We start from the raw sequence: 19,362 nt of genomic DNA on the forward strand, positions 1-19,362 counted from the left end.
GTTTATCCTCCTATACCGTATGTTCAAGGGAGGCGTCCGCGCCCTTTGGCCCTGTCGCTTTGGAATGGGTCATTAAATATCGAGCATATTCGAGCGGGCGGTTGACCGACTGGAAAGCGCACTCTGGCTGACGGGTCTGAAAAAAGGAGGCCCGCCCAGGTCGGGAATTAACCTCCAATAGCCAGATGTTCCCGATCCGGTCAATACCGTAATCAATTCCCAACTCGCCAAGGCGGCCATAACGTTCCTCCAGCGCCCTGGTAATGGTCAAGGACAGCGTCATCATCTGCCTGATGATGAGACGCGTGGTGTCCGCGCCAAATTGTTCACGAAGGTAAGGCTCAGCAGGATGGGCTTCGCCTCCACCGTGCAGATTAGAAGTCAGGGTTCCTTTTCTGCCTTCTCTTACGGCAAAGCCCGTCAGGCACCAATAGCCGTTGCCATCCTTTTGCATGAGTGCGCGAACATCAAAGGGATGATTGCTTTGGCTTGTTAATTTCAAATAAGGCTGCACGATATAAGCGCGTTTGTGTGCAATTCCGTGGATCCATGACAATCCTGCATCCAATTCGGAAAACGAGCGCCGGAACGGGCGGTTACGGGAGTCTCTACCCTGTACAAGTAGTCCCTGCCCTCCTTCTGCCAGCCGGAGATACAGTGTGCTCTTGCCATGTGTTCCGGTCTGTGGCTTCATAAACAGCTCCGAATGGCGTCGTAGCCATTCCACAAGCTGAGTCGTGTCCCGGTAAGGCGCCGTAGGCGGCACAAAGGGACGCACTTTATCTACCGCATGCAAAGCGCGATACACCTGCCATTTGCCAGGTAAGTTACGCGACCAGTAGATGAGCTTGCGCGATTTTTGCTCCGCCATGTCTTCCAGTGTGCGCCTGACATTCTGGCTCTCGTGGACATGGAGACAGCGGTTATACACAATGTCCGGCAACGGAAAGCGGCCGGATGTCCATACTCCGTTACGATAAACATAACCTCGTATGGAGTGATCTTCAGGTGAGACTCCTTCGGCGGTAAACGCCATTACGCTAAGACCAGAGCGCCTGCCCAACAGACTTAGCCTGCGGCAAAAATCGGCTTCGGTAATAGGGGGAGTGACGGCCTGATTCCGGCTAACAAGCACGCCCAGCGTACCTGGCACAACAAGAGACACCGACAACAGCTCCTTTGGCAGCCAGACTCTGGAAGAGATGAATTCATTTGAAGCCGGCTGAATAACAGCAGTATTCAATCATTTTTTTAACGGACGGGCGAGTTTTCTGATCATTTAACGGCGTGTTGTCATTCTTTGATGGCTTAGAATTGACCTCCAGCAACCAGATGCGCCCTGTGCTATCTATTGCCAGATCAATACCAAATTCCGCGAAATGGGCGGGAATTTCTTTTTCCACTCCGCTTGCGATATCCAGTGCTGCTGTTTTCAGAGAGGTATGCCCATTCGATTTAACGGTTGCGGGCAGCGTGGTTTTGGCAAGTGCTTCCTTGACTGTGCTCAGCGTGCCGCCTCTTGCCAGATTGGACACAAAGTGGCTTCCTCCAGCGATCCGGGCGACAATGGATGTTACGGTCCAGGTTCCGGACGAATTTTTCTGTACAAGCGCACGAAAGTCGACCGGACGCTTACCGTGATCAATCAAGGTAAGTCCCTGTTGGAGTTGAAAGCGTGTTGTTTTCATTTTTCCCGCTAAGCTTTTGTACAGCTTATCTACGTTGGCATACGTTTGCTTGCGGGGCGTGCCCGCTGTTGTGGATAACACCGAAAAGGTACCATCGGTTTGCTTGTTAATGCGCATTATGCCTTTACCCAAGCTTCCGCGCACTGGCTTGAGAAAAACAGCGGGATACTGGTTGCACATTTTTTTGAAAACAGCAAAGGTTTGCAGCAAGTGGGACTCGGGTAAATACTTGCGCAGGGAAGAATTTGATTTAAGCGCATCAAATACTTCATTCTTATCCAGAAACTTTTCGTTAAAAATGGTCGTGCCGTACTGCGATTTTACTTCTTTCATGAAATGCTGTACGCTAGTTCTGTTCTCGAGTTTACGGGAGGTAAGACGGTTATTGACGACATCGCCGGCGGGCATGACCGTCTTTTTCCAGCCTCCGTCATACACCCATCCCTGAACTCGCCCGGGCTGACTTCCGATATGCTCCGGGGTGAAAAAATACACATATGCTCCTTGTCTGCGGCATTCCCCGACTAGTTCACGGCAGAACAGGGTGATCGACCCGAAAGGCTTGTCGGGCTGTTCGGGATAGTCCCGACTGACCAGCACGCTAATAAGTGGGCCCACTCGAAGTGTCCGGCGACCTCGGCTGTAGGTTACTCGCAGATCACAATTGGCATGAAGCCCCATTTTTCGGGCTAGCACGCTTCCCACACGTAGGCCGCTGTAGCGGGGCACCGATATGACGGTAACCTCTTGGCGGAACGAACCGAAGGCGAGCTGAACGGGGTGGCCAGCGGATATTTTCCATTTGCGAAGCAGGGACTCGCCGACCATGAGTACGTCATCCTGCAAGATGCCCGATCCGATGATTTGAATCGTTGTTTTTTTGATGGACATCGTGGATCTCCTTCCGGGCAGCAACTTGATGTCTTGAAAGTAACGGGAAACGTGAATGGGCTGTAATAGCACTGATTCATCATATGAGGACATATATCCCTTGGTGATTGACGGACAATGTGAAATGTTGACACTAAACTTGTATTGGAGGAATAAACAATCATGAACATCTATGACAAAGCCCATGATTTAGCGAAAGCATTGAAGGAAAGCAAAGAGGTAGAGGAAATTACGTCAGCGATGAAGCTGATCGAAACCGATCCAGAAGCTAAGAAAATGCTCGACGATTTCCGTGAACGCCAAATGGAAGTACAGCAACGGATGATGAGCGGCGATATGCCAGCACAGGAAGAGATGGAAAAGATGGAGAAGCTGTTTGAGGTACTTAGCTTGAACCTCAACATCCGACGCTTGTTCGACGCTGAACGCCGCTTGAGCGTGATTATTGAGGATGTTAACAAAATTATTGCAGACAGTCTTCAAGATTTGTACGGTTCATCTCTGTAAGTTTGTCTCATATTCCTTCCTGTCCTCTCATAGACTAGATACATAGAGTCACAGGGAGAGGAAGGGATACGATTGGGTTCTTTTAAAAAATGGAAACACGGTTTGTACACACTGATTGCGCTGGCTATGGTCTTGGTTGCGTTACCACGCATCTCGCTTGCAGGCGGTTTGAACTGGGTCAACGGCTTTGGAATAGTATGGGTACTTTTTGCGCTGCTAGTCATCGGGGCGAACATGCATTTTTTGCTGGGTGTGGATGAGGAAAAGCGCAAAACGCTGGAGCGTGTGCGGCGGGCCAAAATGCAGCAGTGGCAGATGAAATGGGATAAAAAAGCTGACAAAGGTAGCATGCAGTGAGTTTTTTTAGCTTGTCCTGGGCTTGCCCCCAGATACAAATCAATCATAGTAAGAAGCGGTCCTTGTAATAGAGGGGATCGCTTTTTTGCTATTTCCGAAGCAGAAAACTCAAAATGAACAAAGGTCTAAAATAAAGGGATTTTGTGCTATAATAGATACAGAATGATACAGATTGAACGTTGGGGGTGTAACAGAGTTGGACGGGCTAGATGAAACAGTTACGAAGCATGAGCAGCTATTGCGACATATCGAGCAGTTGAAAATAGGCTCCAAAATTTCTGTGCGCAGGTTGGCTAAAGAAATGAGCGTCAGCGAAGGAACGGCCTATCGGGCCGTGAAGGAAGCCGAGAATCTGGGAATTGTCATTACCAAGGAAAGGATCGGAACAGTACGAGTAGAGAAGCGTCCGCGCGGCTTGTCCGAGCAGCTGACCTTTGCAGATGTCGTGAATATTGTAGAGGGACATGTGCTGGGCGGAAGTGAGGGGCTGGAGAAGCCCTTGCACAAGTATGTTATTGGGGCGATGCGAGAGGAAGCTATGGCCCGTTATATTGACGCAGGCAGTTTGCTGATCGTAGGTAACCGTGAGGATGCGCATTCACTTGCATTGGAGCAGGGGGCAGGTGTGCTGATTACAGGGGGATTCGGTACGAGCCGAGAGGTTAAGCAGCTCGCAGACAAGATCAGTCTGCCGATTATTTCCTCACGCCATGATACTTTTACAGTGGCATCTATGATTAATAGAGCCATATTTGACCGCTTGATCAAAAAGAAAATTATGCTGATTGAAGACATTGCGGCAGGCAAACCGAAAACGTTGACCTTGAAAATCAACAGCACGCTTACCGAGTTTGAAGAACTTTCGGTGACGACTGGACATCATCATTTTGCAATAGTGGATGAATGGAATCGTTTAATTGGTATCGTCAGCCGCAAAGATGTGGAGGGGCTTCAACCTGAGCATACGATGGATAAATGTCTGATCCGCAATCCGATAACGGTCACTTACCAGACCTCGCTGGCTTCAGCCGCGCAAATGATGGCGTGGGAAGGTGTGGATTACTTGCCGGTCGTGGACCGCAACCGCAAGCTGCTCGGGTCCGTTACACGGCGTGAGGTGCTGGAGGCACTGCGTAACGCCCAAAAGCAGCCACAACTTGGCGAGACGTTCGACCAGTTGATCTGGAACGGGTTTGCTGAAGAGCGTAATGAGGATGGATCGTTATTTTTCCGCGGTTTTATCATTCCGCAAATGGCGACCAATTTAGGTACGATCTCGGAAGGCGTACTGGTCAACGTGATGACACAAGCGGGCTACCGGGCAGCTAGAGACATGACCGGCAAGGATTATGTGCTGGACAATTTAACGACTTATTTTATTAGACCCGTACAGATAGAGGATGCTGTCGTTCTTCGTCCGTTGTTGCTTGAGATGAGTCGCCGTACCTGCAAGCTAGAAATTGCAATTTCACGGGAAAATCATTTGGTATGCAAAGCAGTGATGACGCTTCAATCCATTGAACATGGTTAGTCTACCAATGGATTGGAGCAAGGTGTGAAGGCGAATAGATCGACTTAGTGGCTTTCAGGCAATCTTTCTTTTGCTTCCAGCCAAATTTGCAGCACACCTTCCATTACAAGCATCGTTTTGACCTGGATCGTATACTCCTTGTCACGAACGGTGTATTTTTTTTGGTGCAGCAACATACGTACCAGCTTGCTGTCAGAGTCAATCTCAAACATATCTCTGCCACGCAGCACCTCCAGATCACGACTGACACGGCGCAGAAGTTCCTTTAGGTTAATAGAATCAATTTTTTCGGCCGAAGCTTCCTCCGGAATCAGCTTGATCTCTTTGACAACGGTTTGGCGCTTGCTGTATTTGCGCAATGTTTTGTTGTCCTCCTCGGCTTGCTGGAGCTGGAATTGAAGATCCTGGTTGTTCGTCCATAGCTGATTGAAGCTGGCATGCCAGATGGCATTGTAGATCATTCCTCCCGTAATCATACCGAGTACAAAGACGGAGGATAATTGCATAAAAGGGCGCAGGCGCTCAAAAGGGGGGACTCTCATAGTCGTTTCACCTCACGGTCGTCCGTTGCCGCATACCCACTTGACCAGCTCTGCACCCATATGAGCGCCTAAAAAGGCGAAAATCAAATACAATATCTGCTTAATGGCAGGTGACAAATTACCATCTAACATATTGCTTTCAATGACCCGGATCGGGTCCATCGTCCCCCCCACAGCAGCGGCAAGCGCCCATATTTTAATTCTTCCAGCAACCTCCAGCATCGTCTGGGTAGGCGGCTGAAGCGATACCACAGCTCCCATTCCGCCGAGCATGGCTCCCCCGAGCACGATGCCGAAGGCAATGAAGAAGTCGAGAATCGCTTTGGATATAAAAGTGCTCATGCTCTTTTCCTCCTTAGGAATACGAATCAGGACCGCGCTTGTCCGCCGAGGTCTGTACTTTTATTCTATGGGCGCTACTAACGCGGATATGATAAAATAGTTTGAAGAAAATCAAGCGGTGAAAGGAAGAGAAGCGCATGAGTTCATTTGTGCATTTGCATGTTCATAGCGAGTACAGCCTGCTGGACGGCGCGGCTCGTACCGCGGAGTTGGTCAAACAGGCATCAGCTTACGGAATGAAGGCGCTGGCCCTTACAGATCACGGGGTCATGTACGGTGCCATTCCTTTTTATAGAGCGTGTGTAGAAAACGGCATTAAGCCGATTATCGGGTGTGAGGCCTATATGACGGCAGGATCGCGCAAGGAGCGTGGCAGCCGGAAGGATCAGCCCATATATCATTTAATTTTGCTCGCCAAAAATAAAACAGGCTATCAAAATCTGATGAAGCTGTGCTCCATCGGCCATTTGGAGGGCTTTCACTACAAGCCGCGCATCGACATGGAGGCTTTGGCTGCCCATCATGAAGGTATCATATGCCTGAGCGCTTGTTTGGGCGGTGAAGTGCCGCAGCATTTACTGCATGGTCGGGAAGCCGAAGCACGACGAGCAGCGGAGCGATATCGTAACATTTTTGGCGATGATTTTTATCTGGAACTCCAGGATCATGGTCTCTCGGAGCAAAAACGCGTAAATCCTCTCTTGATCGCACTGGCGAAGGAACTGGATATTCCACTGGTGGCGACGAATGACGTGCATTACTTGACCGAGCCAGATGCAGACGTGCAGGACGTTCTGATCTGTATCGGGACAGGGAAGACAGTTGACGATGAGGAGCGCTTGCGTATACCAACACGTCAGTTGTATCTGAAAAGTCAGGAGGATATGGCTCGTTTATTCCCGCATGTGGCAGAAGCCATCGCCAACACGGTGCGTATTGCTGAAAAATGCGAACTGGAGCTGGAATTCGGTCAATCCATTTTGCCTGAATATCGTCCGCTGCCGGAAGGAATGACCTCTTCGTCCTATTTACGCAATTTGTGCGTGCAAGGGCTGGAGCATCGCTATGGAAGCGATCCCGGATGGGAGCAGCCGGAAGAACGGGAAAGGCTGAACCAACGGCTAAACTATGAGTTAAATACCATTGACAGTATGGGTTTCAGCGATTATTTCCTGATTGTATGGGATTTTATTGCCTTCGCTCATAAGCATAAGATAGCAACGGGACCGGGGCGGGGTTCCTCAGCAGGCAGTTTGGTTGCCTATGTGCTTAACATCACGAATGTCGATCCGATGAAATACAACCTGCTCTTTGAACGGTTTCTGAATCCCGAACGAATTAGTATGCCGGATATAGATATTGATTTTAGTGATGAACGGCGTGACGAGGTTATCGACTATGTAGTACAAAAGTACGGAAATGAGCATGTAGCGCAAATTATTACCTTTGGAACGCTGGCGGCAAGAGCCGCTGTCCGTGACGTCGGTCGTGTATTGAACGTGCCATATGGCGAGGTGGACAAGGCAGCCAAGCTGATTCCGGCGCAGCTAGGCATTAATATCCGTCATGCGTTGGAAATTACCCCGGAGCTGAAAACGCTATATGAAACGAAGCCCAAGACACGTGAACTGCTGGATATGGCGATCAAGGTTGAAGGAATGCCTCGTCATGCTTCGACACATGCAGCAGGTGTTGTCATTTCGCGGACTCCATTGACCGATGCGGTTCCGCTTCAAGAGGGGAGTGAAGGGGTACCTTTGACGCAGTACTCGATGGAAAATCTAGAGCGCATTGGTTTGCTTAAAATGGATTTCCTTGGGCTGCGTACACTCTCCATTATTGAACGGTGCATACACTGGATTGCGGAAGACCATGGAGAAACGCCTGATTTTAGCCGTATTCCCGATAATGATCCACATACCTATGACTTGCTAGGCAAAGGAGATACAGGAGGCGTATTCCAGCTGGAGTCGGCTGGTGTACGCCGGGTACTCAAGGATTTGAAGCCGAGTGTATTCGAGGATATCATTTCTGTCCTGGCTTTGTATCGTCCGGGCCCGATGGGATTTATTCCTAACTTTATACAGGCCAAACATGGTCAGATTGAGATTTCTTATCCGCATCCTGACCTGGAACCGATCTTAAAGGACACGTACGGTATTATTGTGTATCAGGAGCAAATCATGCAGATTGCTTCGCGCATGGCGGGTTTTTCCCTGGGAGAAGCCGATCTGTTGCGCCGGGCTGTGTCCAAGAAAAAGCGCGAAGTGCTGGATCTGGAGCGCGGGCATTTTGTCGAAGGCAGTATCAAGCAGGGATACACGGAGGAGGAGGCCGGAAGGGTTTACGATATGATTGTCCGTTTTGCTGACTACGGCTTCCCGCGTGCCCATGCAGCTGCTTATGGTGTGCTAGCATTTCAGACGGCTTATTTAAAGGCCCATTATCCGGTACAATTTATGGCTTCAATGCTGACAGCGGTGATGGGAAGTCATCGAAAAGTGGCTGAATATGTTGTCGAATGCCGTCGTATGGATATCGCAGTGTTGCCACCTGATGTGAATGAGAGCGGGGTGCTGTTTACTCCGTTACAGCAGGGAGGCATCCGCTTCGGCTTGGCTGCGATTAAAAATGTCGGCACACAGGCGATGGAGAGCATTCTCGCTGTTCGCAAGGAACGGCCTTTCGACAGCCTGCTCGATTTTTGTCGACGTGTCGATTTGCGGGTATGTAATAAGAGAGTAATTGAATCGCTTATTCAGGCAGGGGCTTTTGATTCGTTGACGGGTCATCGGGCACAGTTGCTTGCCATGCTGGATGAAACGGTGGATGCAGCCGTCAAATGGCGCAAGGAACGGGATGACTTGCAAATTGATATGTTTGGTTTTGTGGAAATGCCCAATTGGGATATCGAATATCCAAATGTACCCCAATTTAGTACCAGCCAGCAATTAGAGCTGGAACGTGAACTGCTGGGACTGTATTTATCGGGGCATCCGTTGGATGATTTTGAGTCGCTGTTGGAAAGCAGCGAGGCGGATCGTTTGATGGAGCTGGGCGATGTCCCCGATGAAACGGTTGTTGTGACTGCAGGCATGGTAGTGTCACTCAAAACGATTACGACCAAGCAGGGTAAGGCTATGGCCTTTATTGAGCTGGAGGATCAGATTGAGCGCTGTGAGGTTGTGCTGTTTCCTGAGGTATGGAAGCGAAGCCAGCAGTGGATTGAAAAGGGAGCTTTGCTTACGCTTCGAGCCAAGATGCAGCAGCAGGACGAGCACTTCAAGCTCCTTGCGGATGAGACCGCCCCGCTGGCGGAAGACTCGCTGGCACGGCTCCTCCAGCGCCGACGTGCCAGTACGCGCTCGTCCGCCCCTGGAACATCCGTGCCAGCTGCTGGCCCTGCTGCTGGCGGCCCGGGTGGGAGAGCGTCGCGTATGTCGTCTCCGCCTTCGACAGCCACTGCATCTGCTTCGCCTCAACCGAAGGCGGCCCGTCCTGTGACGGCTACTTCACCGCGCGGAGCCGAAGCGGCTCGCGGTGAGCAGGTGCCGGGCCCGCGCAGCGTGGAGTCGACCACTCGTCAGCGGGTGTTTGTCAAAATCACCCGCCATGCCGAGGAGGACGCCAGCTTGCTGGTCAGTCTCAAGGCACTGCTACAGGAGCATCCCGGTGCTATGCCTACCGTACTTTTTTATGAGAGCAACCAGCGTCTGCTGGCGTTGAGCGATGCTTACAACATTAAGCCTTCTCCTCAGCTTTTTGATCAAATGGAGTCGATGTTGGGTGAAGGCGCGGTGAGAGTCAAATGATAGGCACACAGCAAACCGCCCTTATTGTAACAGTTTAATGAACATTTTCCTTCCCTCCCGCATACACTTGGAAAACTGGCGGAACAGGAGATTCAACACGTACCCTGCACCATAAGGTCCCGTACGGTGAAAGAATAGAACTGCACGGTGAAAGCGGGAGGGAAATTATGTCCTATGAATATGCAGAAACTTTGTTAAATCGCAGAGGCATTCGGATCGAGTCCATTGCGGACATTGTTTTTCAGCTTCAGCTAAAATATTATCCTCATTTGACGATGGAAGAATGTATAGACAGTGTCAAAGCGGTTTTGCAAAAGCGCGAGGTTCAATATACGTTGCTCACAGGTATTGCGCTTGATGAACTGGCCGAAAAAAAACTTCTCCCCCAGCCATTGCAAGCCATTATGGAGGCTGACGAACCGCTGTACGGAGTGGACGAGACATTGGCTCTTGGAATTACGAGTGTGTACGGTATGATCGGCTTAACCAGTTTTGGTTATCTGGATAAGGAAAAGACGGGGATTATTGAACAGCTGAACCAAAAAGGCAGTGGTATTCATGTGTTTTTAGACGATCTTGTCGCCGGACTGGCTGCCGCTGCTTCTTCGCGCATTGCACATCGGAGCCTCCATGCTAAGCATTATCCTGCATCATTGGACGCTTAATTGACCTGTGTGGACAGAGTTGATGATTTTCTAGGCCCTCCGACGGAACTTGAATGATCAGGAGGGCTTTTGTTGCGGGAAAAAAGTAAGGTATGTTATCATGAGTCTATTATATGGGCTCAAAACTTGAGGCTTAGGGGGTAGAAACAAGGCATGTGGACGGTGATTTATATTGCACCGACGGCCAGACTGGCTGACATGATTAAGCTCAAACTGTCTGAAGAAGGTTTTATGGTGCAGGCCCGGGCCATCAGCGCATCCAAGCAACAGTTTGAGATACTTGTGCCTTCGGGTGAAGTCGAAGAAATACAGGAAGTGCTTAATTCGATTTTGCGCCCTTGAGTCCGGAACGGCGGAAGTGATACAGCAGCATGAGTGGAACAAAGGATGCACGATCGGCGGTAATGTTTTAGTAACAGGCGTTGACGTGTGTATGAACATAATGCTTAGAGGTGCCGCATAGACGGCAGAGGACCTTGTATCGGTTACGGCTGACAAATAAACGGCTGGAGAGGTGTAGTTGTGTTTAAAGATTTATTCCAAAAGAAGCGTAAATACGCGACCATCCCTTCGGAACGGGCGCTGAGCGGCGATCAAGCGGACATGCCGGATCGTCCCAAACGGGAAATTCCCGAAGGTCTTATGACCAAATGTGGCAAGTGCGGAAGTATTCAATACAGCAAAGAACTAGAGAAAAATTTGAAAGTGTGTCCGGTGTGCGGATACCATATGCGTTTGAATGCAATGGATCGCATTCGCATGGTGCTCGACGAAGACACGTTTACGGAATATGATGCAGATATGATTTCGGTTGACCCGCTGGACTTTCCGGGATATGCGAGCAAGCTGGAGCAACAGACCCTGAAATCTGGCTTGCGAGAGGCTGTCGTTACAGGCGACGGCCTTATTTATGGACATCCTGTTGTCGTTGCTGTGATGAGCTTTGACTTTTTTACTGGCAGTATGGGTTCGGTCGTAGGAGAGAAAATTACACGCGCCATTGAGCAAGCAATAGACAAGCGTCTGCCGCTAATTATTTTCTCAACTTCTGGCGGGGCACGTATGCAGGAAAGTATTTTAAGCTTGATGCAGATGGCCAAAACAAGTGCTGCTCTTGCTCGTCTGGATGAGCAGGGCTTGCTCTATATTTCTGTTATCACCGACCCGACTACAGGCGGAGTATCCGCCAGCTTTGCTACGCTTGGAGATATTAATATTGCGGAGCCAGGAGCTGTATTCGGCTTTGCAGGGCGTATTGTAATTGAACAGACAATCAGACAGAAGTTGCCGGATGATTTTCAAACATCCGAATTTAATTTGCAGCACGGACAATTGGATATGGTTGTACACCGCAAGGAACTGCGTGATACCCTCGGGCAACTGCTTGATCTGCACAGTGTGAAAGGGGTGGAATAGATGGCTGGTGAATTGCCTTATGAAAAGCCCCTGGTCGAGATGCGACAGAAGATCGAAGAACTCAAGCAATTCGGACAGGATAAGCAAATTGATTTTACAGATGAAATCAACCGTCTCGAGGACCGTTATCTCGAGATGGAAGAAGAAATATATTCGAACATTACAGCACCACAAAAAATGCATTTGGCCCGTCATCATCAAAGACCAACGTCTCTTGATCTGATTGAGCAGGTGTTTACGGACTTTATTGAATTACACGGCGACCGCTTGTTTGGAGACGATCTGGCGGTTGTGGGTGGAATTGCCAAGCTAAATGGTATTCCGGTGACCGTCATTGGTCAACAGCGTGGTAAGGATACGAAAGATAACATTGCACGTTTCTTTGGTAGTGCTCATCCGGAAGGATTTCGTAAAGGCTTGCGTCTGATGCAGCAGGCTGATAAATTCAAACGCCCTATTATTACATTCATTGATACGAAGGGCGCTTATCCGGGTAATACAGCAGAGGAGAGAGGTCAATCGGAAGCGATTGCCCGCAACTTGCGGGAGATGGCAAAGCTTTCGGTGCCTGTTATTTGTGTGGTCATCGGCGAGGGTGGAAGCGGCGGTGCGCTTGCGTTTGCAGTTGGTAACCGTGTGCTGATGCTGGAACATGCCATTTATTCGGCCATTTCTCCAAACGGTGCTGCCTCGATTCTATGGAAAGATGCTTCCAAGGCCGATCAGGCAGCTGAAGCCATGAAGATCACGGCTAATGACCTCCTGCGCATGGAAATTATCGAGGATATTGTGCCGGAGCCGAAAGGGGGCGCGCATCGTAACTATGAAGTGACCGCTGCCGCAATCAAGGAGCTATTGGAACGTCATTTGGCAGACCTTACGAATATGAGCTGCGATGAATTGAGGGAAGATCGGTATCAAAAATTCCGGAAAATAGGTCAATACACCTTCTTGAAGTCTTCGGAATCTGAGCCTATGTTGTAATACGCTGTAAACGGGTAACAATAAATATGACGAACTTCCTATACAAATAGGAAAAAGTGTAGTAGATTTAATTGTTGGAAAAAGATATAAAGAGTAGCACCTTTGAAAACGGAGGAAAAACCCAAATGCGCAAAACTAAGATTGTATGTACCATCGGTCCTTCCAGTGAGTCATTGGAAAATGTGAAGAAACTGATTTTGGCTGGTATGAACGTAGCCCGCCTGAATTTCTCTCACGGTGATTTCGAGGAGCATGGCAACCGGATTAAAAACATCCGTCAAGCTTGTAAGGAGCTTAACAAGAACGTTGCTATTTTGCTCGATACGAAGGGGCCGGAAATCCGGACAGGAAAGCTCGAAGTTGAACCTATTGAGCTTGTTCAGGACGAGTTCATTACGCTGACAACGGAAGAAATTCTCGGTACGCAAGATCGTATTTCTATTACGTACAAAGATCTTCCCTCGGACGTGGAGCCCGGCTCCACCATTCTGATCGACGATGGTCTGATCGGACTCACCGTTATTGAAGTATCAGGCACTGAAATCAAATGCCGCATTGTTAATGGCGGAACGATCAAGAGCAAGAAGGGCGTTAACGTTCCAGGCGTCGCTATTTCTTTGCCTGGTATTACGGAAAAAGATGCTAATGATATCATTTTCGGTATTGAGCAGGACATTGATTTCATCGCGGCTTCCTTTGTTCGTAAAGCAAGTGATGTGCTGGAAATCCGCGAATTGCTGGCGAAACACAACGCAAGTCATATTCAAATCATCTCCAAAATAGAAAATCAGCAAGGTGTTGACAACCTGGATGAAATTTTGGAAGCTTCGGATGGCCTGATGGTTGCTCGTGGTGACCTTGGTGTGGAAATTCCTGCTGAAGAAGTGCCTCTGGCGCAAAAATTGATGATTAACAAATGTAATGTAGCTGGCAAGCCTGTTATTACGGCAACACAAATGCTGGATTCCATGCAACGTAACCCGCGTCCGACTCGTGCGGAAGCAAGTGACGTGGCGAATGCTATTTTTGACGGAACAGACGCAATTATGCTGTCCGGCGAAACAGCTGCGGGTAAATATCCGGTAGAATCCGTATTGACGATGTCACGTATTGCAGAAAAAGCTGAGTCTTCTTTGAACTACCGTGATTTGTTCAAAAAACAAAGAACAGCTCAAGAAATTAGTATTACAGAAGCAATCAGCCAATCCGTTTCTATTTCTGCACTTGACCTGCATGCTAAAGCGATTTTGACGTCCACACAAAGCGGAACAACGGCGCGTATGATTTCTAAATACCGTCCTGAAGCTCCGATTGTTGCTGTTACAACACAGGAAAGAACAGTTCGCCGTTTGGCTCTGATCTGGGGTGTACATGCAGTACAAGGCAGACCAGTCGTTGACACAACAGATAGTCTGTTTGACAATGCGCTGGAAGGCGGTCGCAAATCTGGCCTCGTTAAAGAGGGCGATTTGGTTGTGATTACTGCGGGCGTACCTCTTGGTGATTCCGGTTCTACGAACCTGATCAAAATTAGCTGCGTTCCAGCACAAGCGTAATTAAAGTCTCGAAATAATACCGAGGCTGTATGTATTCGTTACAACAAGCAAAAGAGCATTCAAGTCAATAAGACTTGGATGCTCTTTTTTATGTTCTCTAGCTTTTCATTTCCAGTCCTTCTCGTCGTATGAAATCAAGGAATGCCTGTTGCGTCAAGTTCATGTGTGTATCTTGTTGGTACACGATGTTTATTTGATAATGACTCCTTTTGTTATCAGCCTCGGGATAAGGAAGCCATTCCACCGAGGGAACAGCATTTTCATTATTATCGACTCCACTTGCAGGAAAGAAGGCAAGCGCTTCTCCGCCGCTTACGACTTGCTTTACCGCTTCCCAAGAGTTGATTTCCAGATGAGGCTTAACTAGCGAGGAATACTGATCTACAACTGATGAACCGCTATATTTCACCCATGTGTGCTTGTCCAGCATATCGGGTCCATCGAACTCCTCTGATATGGATGCAGGTGCAAGTGCAGATGCAGAACGGATAACTCCTACTTGATCTGAAGCCACTGGCTCTGCCACCGTATACTCTGAAAGAGAATCTCTATCGTCGAGAAAAGCAAAATCAATTTCTCCCTGTTTCAGTAGCTGCTTAATGGCATCCGGGGATTGAATCTCCAACTGAATACGACAATCTGGATATCGTTGAGCAAACTTAGCCATCAAAGTGGGGAGGAGATACGTACCTGATATCGACTCTGCACTCAGATGTAATTGACCCTGTGACTCTTCTGTCAGTTCATCTACAGCTTGTCTAGCTTCTTGCTCCAGAGAGATGATCTGCTTTGCGTAAGGTAATAATTTTTTTCCAGCTTCCGTTAGCATAATCCTGCCTTGTTGAAGAGAGAATAGGGAAACACCCATTTCCTTTTCCAAGCTTTTCATATGAAAGCTGACGGTAGGTTGTTTGACTTGCAAAGCTTCGGCCACATCCGTCGCCTTATGGAATTTGTCGATCAGCATCAAGATACGCAATTTTAGAATATTCATGGAATCCAGCAGCTCTCCTTATATGTCATTCATATGTGAATTTCAAACTATAGATTAATTATATACCGAAAAATAATTTATCTATCAATATTTTATATTTGTTTTACAAAACCACGTCGTTCGTCTAACATTCCAGGCCTACAATGTAAAAGTGTTGATGGTCATAAATAAAAAACCGTCACTTAACTAAGGGGAGGACAATAAAAAATGTTGAAAAAATGGCCGTTCATTCTGATGACTCTCACCATGGTATTTGCACTTGCTGCTTGCGGATCAGGTAACAATGCTGCACCACAAGGAGAAGCTGCTACAGGAACAGACAATAAAGCAGCTGCTGAACTGACAGGAAATATTCTGGCTGTTGGCTCCACTGCACTTCAACCATTGGTAGAGCAAGCGGGACAAAAATTTATGGCTGTCGATAAATATAAAGGCATTGCAGTTCAAGTACAGGGCGGCGGTAGCGGTACTGGCTTGACTCAAGTTTCCGGCGGACAAGCGGACATCGGTAACTCCGACGTGTTTGCAAAAGAAAAACTGGAGAGCGGCGCAGATGAACTGGTCGATCACCAAGTAGCTGTTGTAGCCATGTCAGCGGTAGCGAATCCTAAAGTAGGCGTTACAGACCTGAAAAAAGATCAATTGGTACAAATCTTTACAGGTAAAATCACGAACTGGAAAGAAGTTGGCGGTGCAGATCAAAAAATCGTTATCGTAAACCGTCCAAGCAGCTCCGGTACTCGTGCAACATTTGAAAAATACGCATTGGGACAAAAAACGGAAGATCTGCCGGGCTCCATTCAAGAAGATTCCTCCGGTACTGTGAAAAAGCTGATTGCTGAAACACCGGGTGCGATTGGTTATCTGGCTCTGTCCTACATCGACAACACAGTAACTACTTTGAAATATGATGGCGTTGAAGCTAACGTTGAAAATGTAGAACAAGGTAAATATCCAGTATGGGCTTACGAGCATATGTACACTAAAGGTGAGCCAAAAGAGCATGTAAAAGCATTCCTTGACTACATTCTGTCAGATGAAATCCAAAAAACGGATGTCGTAGACTTGGGATACATTCCAGTAGCAGGTATGCAAGTGAAACGTGATGCTGATGGTAATATCACGAAATAAGGAGAGTCACACCTCCTGTTCGATGAACGCAGCTAACGCGAGTATATTCACGAAGAAGAGGCGGACTTGCGTCCTGCCTCTATTCTTCGGTTAAAGGAGTTACAGTATGGAACCAATTGAAGGGAAGGCATACATGGAACAGAATAAACGATCCCGAGTTATGAAAGAAAGACATTACTGGGAAGAATGGACCGGCCGCATATATACGTCGGTTTGTGTCGTTTTTTTAGTTGCAGTCATTGTCTCCATCGTATATTTTGTTGCCTCCAAAGGTGTAGCTACATTTGCGGTGAATGGAGTCAGTCTGCGAGAGTTTTTCTTTGGAACCAAATGGAGCCCGGATGGCGAGCCTAAGTCCTTCGGCGCGCTTCCGTTTATTACGGGTTCTTTTGCAGTAACCATACTGGCGGCTTTAATTGCCAGTCCGCTCAGCTTATGTGCAGCTTTATTTATGACGGAAATCGTGCCGAAATCGGGTAAACGTATCCTTCAACCCGCGATTGAATTATTATCCGGTATTCCGTCGGTTGTATATGGCTTTGTCGGCTTGACCGTCATCGTCCCGCTGCTGCGGAACGTGTTTGGAGGACAAGGCATCGGCATTCTGGCAGGCTGCCTAGTGTTGTCAGTCATGATTTTGCCGACGATTACGAGTATTATGGCGGATGCGTTGTCTTCCTTACCGGGGGGGCTGCGTGAATCCTCTTATGCTTTGGGTGCTACCCGCTGGCAGACAATTGCCCGTGTTATTATTCCGACGCTGCTGCCTGCTCTTTTAACAGGAATTATTCTCGGTATGGCTCGTGCCTTCGGGGAAGCGTTGGCTGTACAGATGGTAATCGGGAATGCTCCGCACATACCGCATTCCTTGCTGGAATCCGCTTCGACCTTGACCAGCGTCATTACACTTAGCATGGGGAATACAGCGATGGGCTCCGTTCATAACAATGCTCTCTGGAGCATGGCGCTTGTTCTTCTGCTCATGACATTCATTTTCGTGCTGCTGGTAAGGCTGCTTGAAAGGAGAAACCGGGTTTGATGAAAGCTAAAACGACCGACAAGATCGCTACATTTGTAATCTGTTTCTTCGCCTTGTTCATTGTTGCGCTTTTGGTGGGATTACTGGGCTTCATTTTGGCCCGCGGAGTCAGTCATATTTCTTTTGACTTTTTAACCAGTGCTCCCCAAACATTACGTGCAGGCGGTGGCATTGGCCCACAACTATTTAATTCCGTATTTTTGTTAATCTTAACTTTGATTATCACCATTCCGATTGGCTGGGGCGCAGGTATTTACATGGCGCAATATGCAAAGCCGGGGAAAATTACGGACTTTATACGACTTGTCGTCGAAGTATTGTCCTCCTTCCCGTCTATTGTCATCGGATTGTTTGGACTACTACTTATCGTAAATACGTTTGATTTTGGCTTTTCCCTCTTATCAGGAGCCTTGGCTTTGGCCGTATTCAACCTGCCGCTGATGGTTCGCACAACTGAGCAGGCTTTCCGAGCTGTGCCGAAGGAGCAAAAGGAAGCTGGACTCGCGCTTGGATTATCCAAATGGAAAATCATCACCTCCATTTTGTTGCCAGCTGCGCTGCCAAGCTTGATTACGGGTACGATTTTGGCCGCAGGCCGTATTTTCGGGGAAGCCGCCGCATTGCTGTTTACAGCAGGGATGAGTACGCCGCCGCTTGATTTTACCGATTGGAATCCATTGCATGCCAGATCGCCTATTAACCCGATGCGACCTGCTGAAACATTGGCTGTTCATATTTGGAAGGTCAACAGTGAGGGGATTGCTCCTGACTCCAAAGATATTGCTGCAGGCGCTTCTGCCGTACTGGTGCTGCTTGTGCTTGCATTCAACTTGAGTGCAAGATGGTTCGGAAGAGTTGTATACCGCCGTCTGACAGCTGCCAAACGTATGGATTAGAAAGGGGATGGAGAACAATGGAACATGTGATTACGCGAACGGCAAAAACCGCCGCACCAGCAACATCCGTTCAGTCTACGCGTTCGGAACAGCTTGCGGGGCAACCGCCGCATCCGTTCAGTACTGAGGATTTGAGTATTTATTATGGCAGCTTTGAGGCTGTGAAAAAAGTGAATCTGGCCTTTCCCGAGCAGACTGTGACTGCCCTGATCGGGCCTTCCGGCTGCGGTAAATCGACCTTTTTGCGCTCCCTTAATCGGATGAATGATGAGATTGCATCTTCCTCTACAACGGGTCACATCTGGATGGATGGACAGGATTTGACAGCACCGGAAACGGACGTGATCAAGCTGCGTCAGCAAATTGGCATGGTGTGGCAGCGTCCCAACCCTTTTTACAAATCTATTTACAATAATATCGCCTTCGGTCCCAAATACCGTGGGGTGCGCAAGAAGAAACAGCTTGATGAAATCGTCGAAAGCAGCCTGCGTAAAGCAGCATTATGGGATGAGGTCAAGGATCGCCTTCACGACTCCGCTCTGGCGCTGTCTGGCGGGCAACAGCAGCGGCTTTGCATTGCACGTGCACTATCCGTTCAACCGAAAATTCTATTGCTTGACGAGCCAGCCTCCGCGCTGGACCCTGTGTCTACAGGCAAGGTAGAAGAGCTCATTACCGAATTAAAAAAAGAACTGCGCATCGTTATTGTGACGCACAATATGCAGCAGGCTGCACGAATTTCCGATTATACTGCTTATTTTTATATCGGAAGTCTGGTTGAACATGGGAAAACGAACGATATTTTCACGAATCCTGAAAATGAGCTGACTCAGGAGTACATCATGGGTCGATTTGGTTAAGCGATGTTGCTCATCGACCTACTATATATTAGCTGCACGTAAAATCCTCTTACTAATCCAGCATTAGTAAGAGGATTTTTATTGTTTTCAACATTTTGTAACTTTTTTAATCTATTAGTAAATTAAAATATATTGATCGTTTGGATATATT

Annotated in this window: 18 protein-coding genes; 13 read left to right on the plus strand and 5 right to left on the minus strand. The window is 48.2% G+C overall.

What is annotated here, in order from left to right:
* Positions 1–10 precede the first annotated feature (10 nt).
* Positions 11–1,165, minus strand: a complete 1,155-nt coding sequence (locus tag JOE49_RS13690) for a YheC/YheD family endospore coat-associated protein (RefSeq protein ID WP_069080141.1) — start codon at positions 1,163–1,165, stop codon at positions 11–13.
* Between the two features lie 43 nt (positions 1,166–1,208).
* Complete coding sequence (locus JOE49_RS13695; protein WP_023987902.1) at positions 1,209–2,579, minus strand: YheC/YheD family endospore coat-associated protein; 1,371 nt, start codon at positions 2,577–2,579, stop codon at positions 1,209–1,211.
* A 162-nt stretch (positions 2,580–2,741) separates the two neighbouring features.
* On the opposite strand from JOE49_RS13695, the gene JOE49_RS13700 reads away from it, so the two are divergent.
* From JOE49_RS13700 to JOE49_RS13710, 3 genes are all read left to right on the plus strand, one after another.
* Positions 2,742–3,086 carry a YlbF/YmcA family competence regulator gene (locus JOE49_RS13700; protein WP_013309578.1) on the plus strand — a complete coding sequence of 115 codons (345 nt, stop codon included), beginning with the start codon at positions 2,742–2,744 and terminating at the stop codon, positions 3,084–3,086.
* Positions 3,087–3,158: 72 nt separating this feature from the next.
* Positions 3,159–3,443: a hypothetical protein gene (locus JOE49_RS13705; RefSeq protein WP_013309579.1), complete on the plus strand. Its 285-nt coding sequence runs from the start codon at positions 3,159–3,161 to the stop codon at positions 3,441–3,443.
* 196 nt (positions 3,444–3,639) lie between these two features.
* Positions 3,640–4,974: a DRTGG domain-containing protein gene (locus tag JOE49_RS13710; protein WP_013309580.1), complete on the plus strand. Its 1,335-nt coding sequence runs from the start codon at positions 3,640–3,642 to the stop codon at positions 4,972–4,974.
* A gap of 44 nt (positions 4,975–5,018) precedes the next feature.
* Here the strand turns inward: JOE49_RS13710 and JOE49_RS13715 are convergent, their stop codons facing one another.
* Both JOE49_RS13715 and JOE49_RS13720 read right to left on the minus strand, forming a co-directional pair.
* Positions 5,019–5,516: a sporulation membrane protein YtrI gene (locus JOE49_RS13715; protein WP_023987904.1), complete on the minus strand. Its 498-nt coding sequence runs from the start codon at positions 5,514–5,516 to the stop codon at positions 5,019–5,021.
* Between the two features lie 12 nt (positions 5,517–5,528).
* Complete coding sequence (locus JOE49_RS13720) at positions 5,529–5,858, minus strand: YtrH family sporulation protein (protein WP_013309582.1); 330 nt, start codon at positions 5,856–5,858, stop codon at positions 5,529–5,531.
* A 137-nt stretch (positions 5,859–5,995) separates the two neighbouring features.
* Here JOE49_RS13720 and JOE49_RS13725 point away from each other — a divergent pair, with 137 nt between their 5' ends.
* From JOE49_RS13725 to pyk, 6 genes are all read left to right on the plus strand, one after another.
* Positions 5,996–9,670, plus strand: coding sequence for a DNA polymerase III subunit alpha (locus JOE49_RS13725; protein ID WP_209941550.1), 3,675 nt, complete (start codon positions 5,996–5,998; stop codon positions 9,668–9,670).
* Positions 9,671–9,837: 167 nt separating this feature from the next.
* Entirely contained in the window at positions 9,838–10,335 is a 498-nt protein-coding gene (locus JOE49_RS13730; protein ID WP_023987905.1) for a phosphatidylglycerophosphatase A family protein, read from the plus strand.
* A gap of 153 nt (positions 10,336–10,488) precedes the next feature.
* On the plus strand, positions 10,489–10,677 hold the full coding sequence (locus JOE49_RS13735) for a hypothetical protein (RefSeq protein WP_013309585.1): 189 nt from the start codon (positions 10,489–10,491) through the stop codon (positions 10,675–10,677).
* 180 nt (positions 10,678–10,857) lie between these two features.
* On the plus strand, positions 10,858–11,751 hold the full coding sequence (accD, locus tag JOE49_RS13740; protein ID WP_013309586.1) for an acetyl-CoA carboxylase, carboxyltransferase subunit beta: 894 nt from the start codon (positions 10,858–10,860) through the stop codon (positions 11,749–11,751).
* The gene (locus tag JOE49_RS13745) at positions 11,752–12,735 is read left to right on the plus strand and encodes an acetyl-CoA carboxylase carboxyltransferase subunit alpha (RefSeq protein WP_023987906.1); all 984 of its coding nucleotides are present in this window, start codon (positions 11,752–11,754) and stop codon (positions 12,733–12,735) included. It begins immediately after the preceding gene.
* Between the two features lie 125 nt (positions 12,736–12,860).
* A complete protein-coding gene (gene pyk, locus JOE49_RS13750) occupies positions 12,861–14,291 on the plus strand; it encodes a pyruvate kinase (protein ID WP_023987907.1) in 1,431 nt (476 codons plus the stop codon).
* Positions 14,292–14,388: 97 nt separating this feature from the next.
* Here pyk and JOE49_RS13755 read toward each other — a convergent pair whose 3' ends face one another.
* The gene (locus JOE49_RS13755) at positions 14,389–15,285 is read right to left on the minus strand and encodes a LysR family transcriptional regulator (protein WP_160789319.1); all 897 of its coding nucleotides are present in this window, start codon (positions 15,283–15,285) and stop codon (positions 14,389–14,391) included.
* Between the two features lie 207 nt (positions 15,286–15,492).
* Here JOE49_RS13755 and JOE49_RS13760 point away from each other — a divergent pair, with 207 nt between their 5' ends.
* The 4 genes from JOE49_RS13760 to pstB all read left to right on the plus strand — a co-directional run bounded on the left by JOE49_RS13760 (position 15,493) and on the right by pstB (position 19,211).
* Positions 15,493–16,416: a phosphate ABC transporter substrate-binding protein PstS family protein gene (locus JOE49_RS13760; protein ID WP_025722004.1), complete on the plus strand. Its 924-nt coding sequence runs from the start codon at positions 15,493–15,495 to the stop codon at positions 16,414–16,416.
* A gap of 106 nt (positions 16,417–16,522) precedes the next feature.
* Entirely contained in the window at positions 16,523–17,455 is a 933-nt protein-coding gene (gene pstC / locus JOE49_RS13765) for a phosphate ABC transporter permease subunit PstC (protein WP_013370343.1), read from the plus strand.
* Positions 17,455–18,351, plus strand: a complete 897-nt coding sequence (gene pstA, locus JOE49_RS13770) for a phosphate ABC transporter permease PstA (RefSeq protein WP_023987910.1) — start codon at positions 17,455–17,457, stop codon at positions 18,349–18,351. The genes pstC and pstA overlap by 1 nt, the downstream gene beginning before the upstream one ends.
* Positions 18,352–18,368: 17 nt before the next feature.
* Positions 18,369–19,211, plus strand: a complete 843-nt coding sequence (gene pstB / locus JOE49_RS13775) for a phosphate ABC transporter ATP-binding protein PstB (protein ID WP_023987911.1) — start codon at positions 18,369–18,371, stop codon at positions 19,209–19,211.
* Positions 19,212–19,362 lie beyond the last annotated feature (151 nt).

Source organism: Paenibacillus sp. PvR133 (genome assembly GCF_017833155.1).
Taxonomy (GTDB): domain Bacteria; phylum Bacillota; class Bacilli; order Paenibacillales; family Paenibacillaceae; genus Paenibacillus; species Paenibacillus polymyxa_B.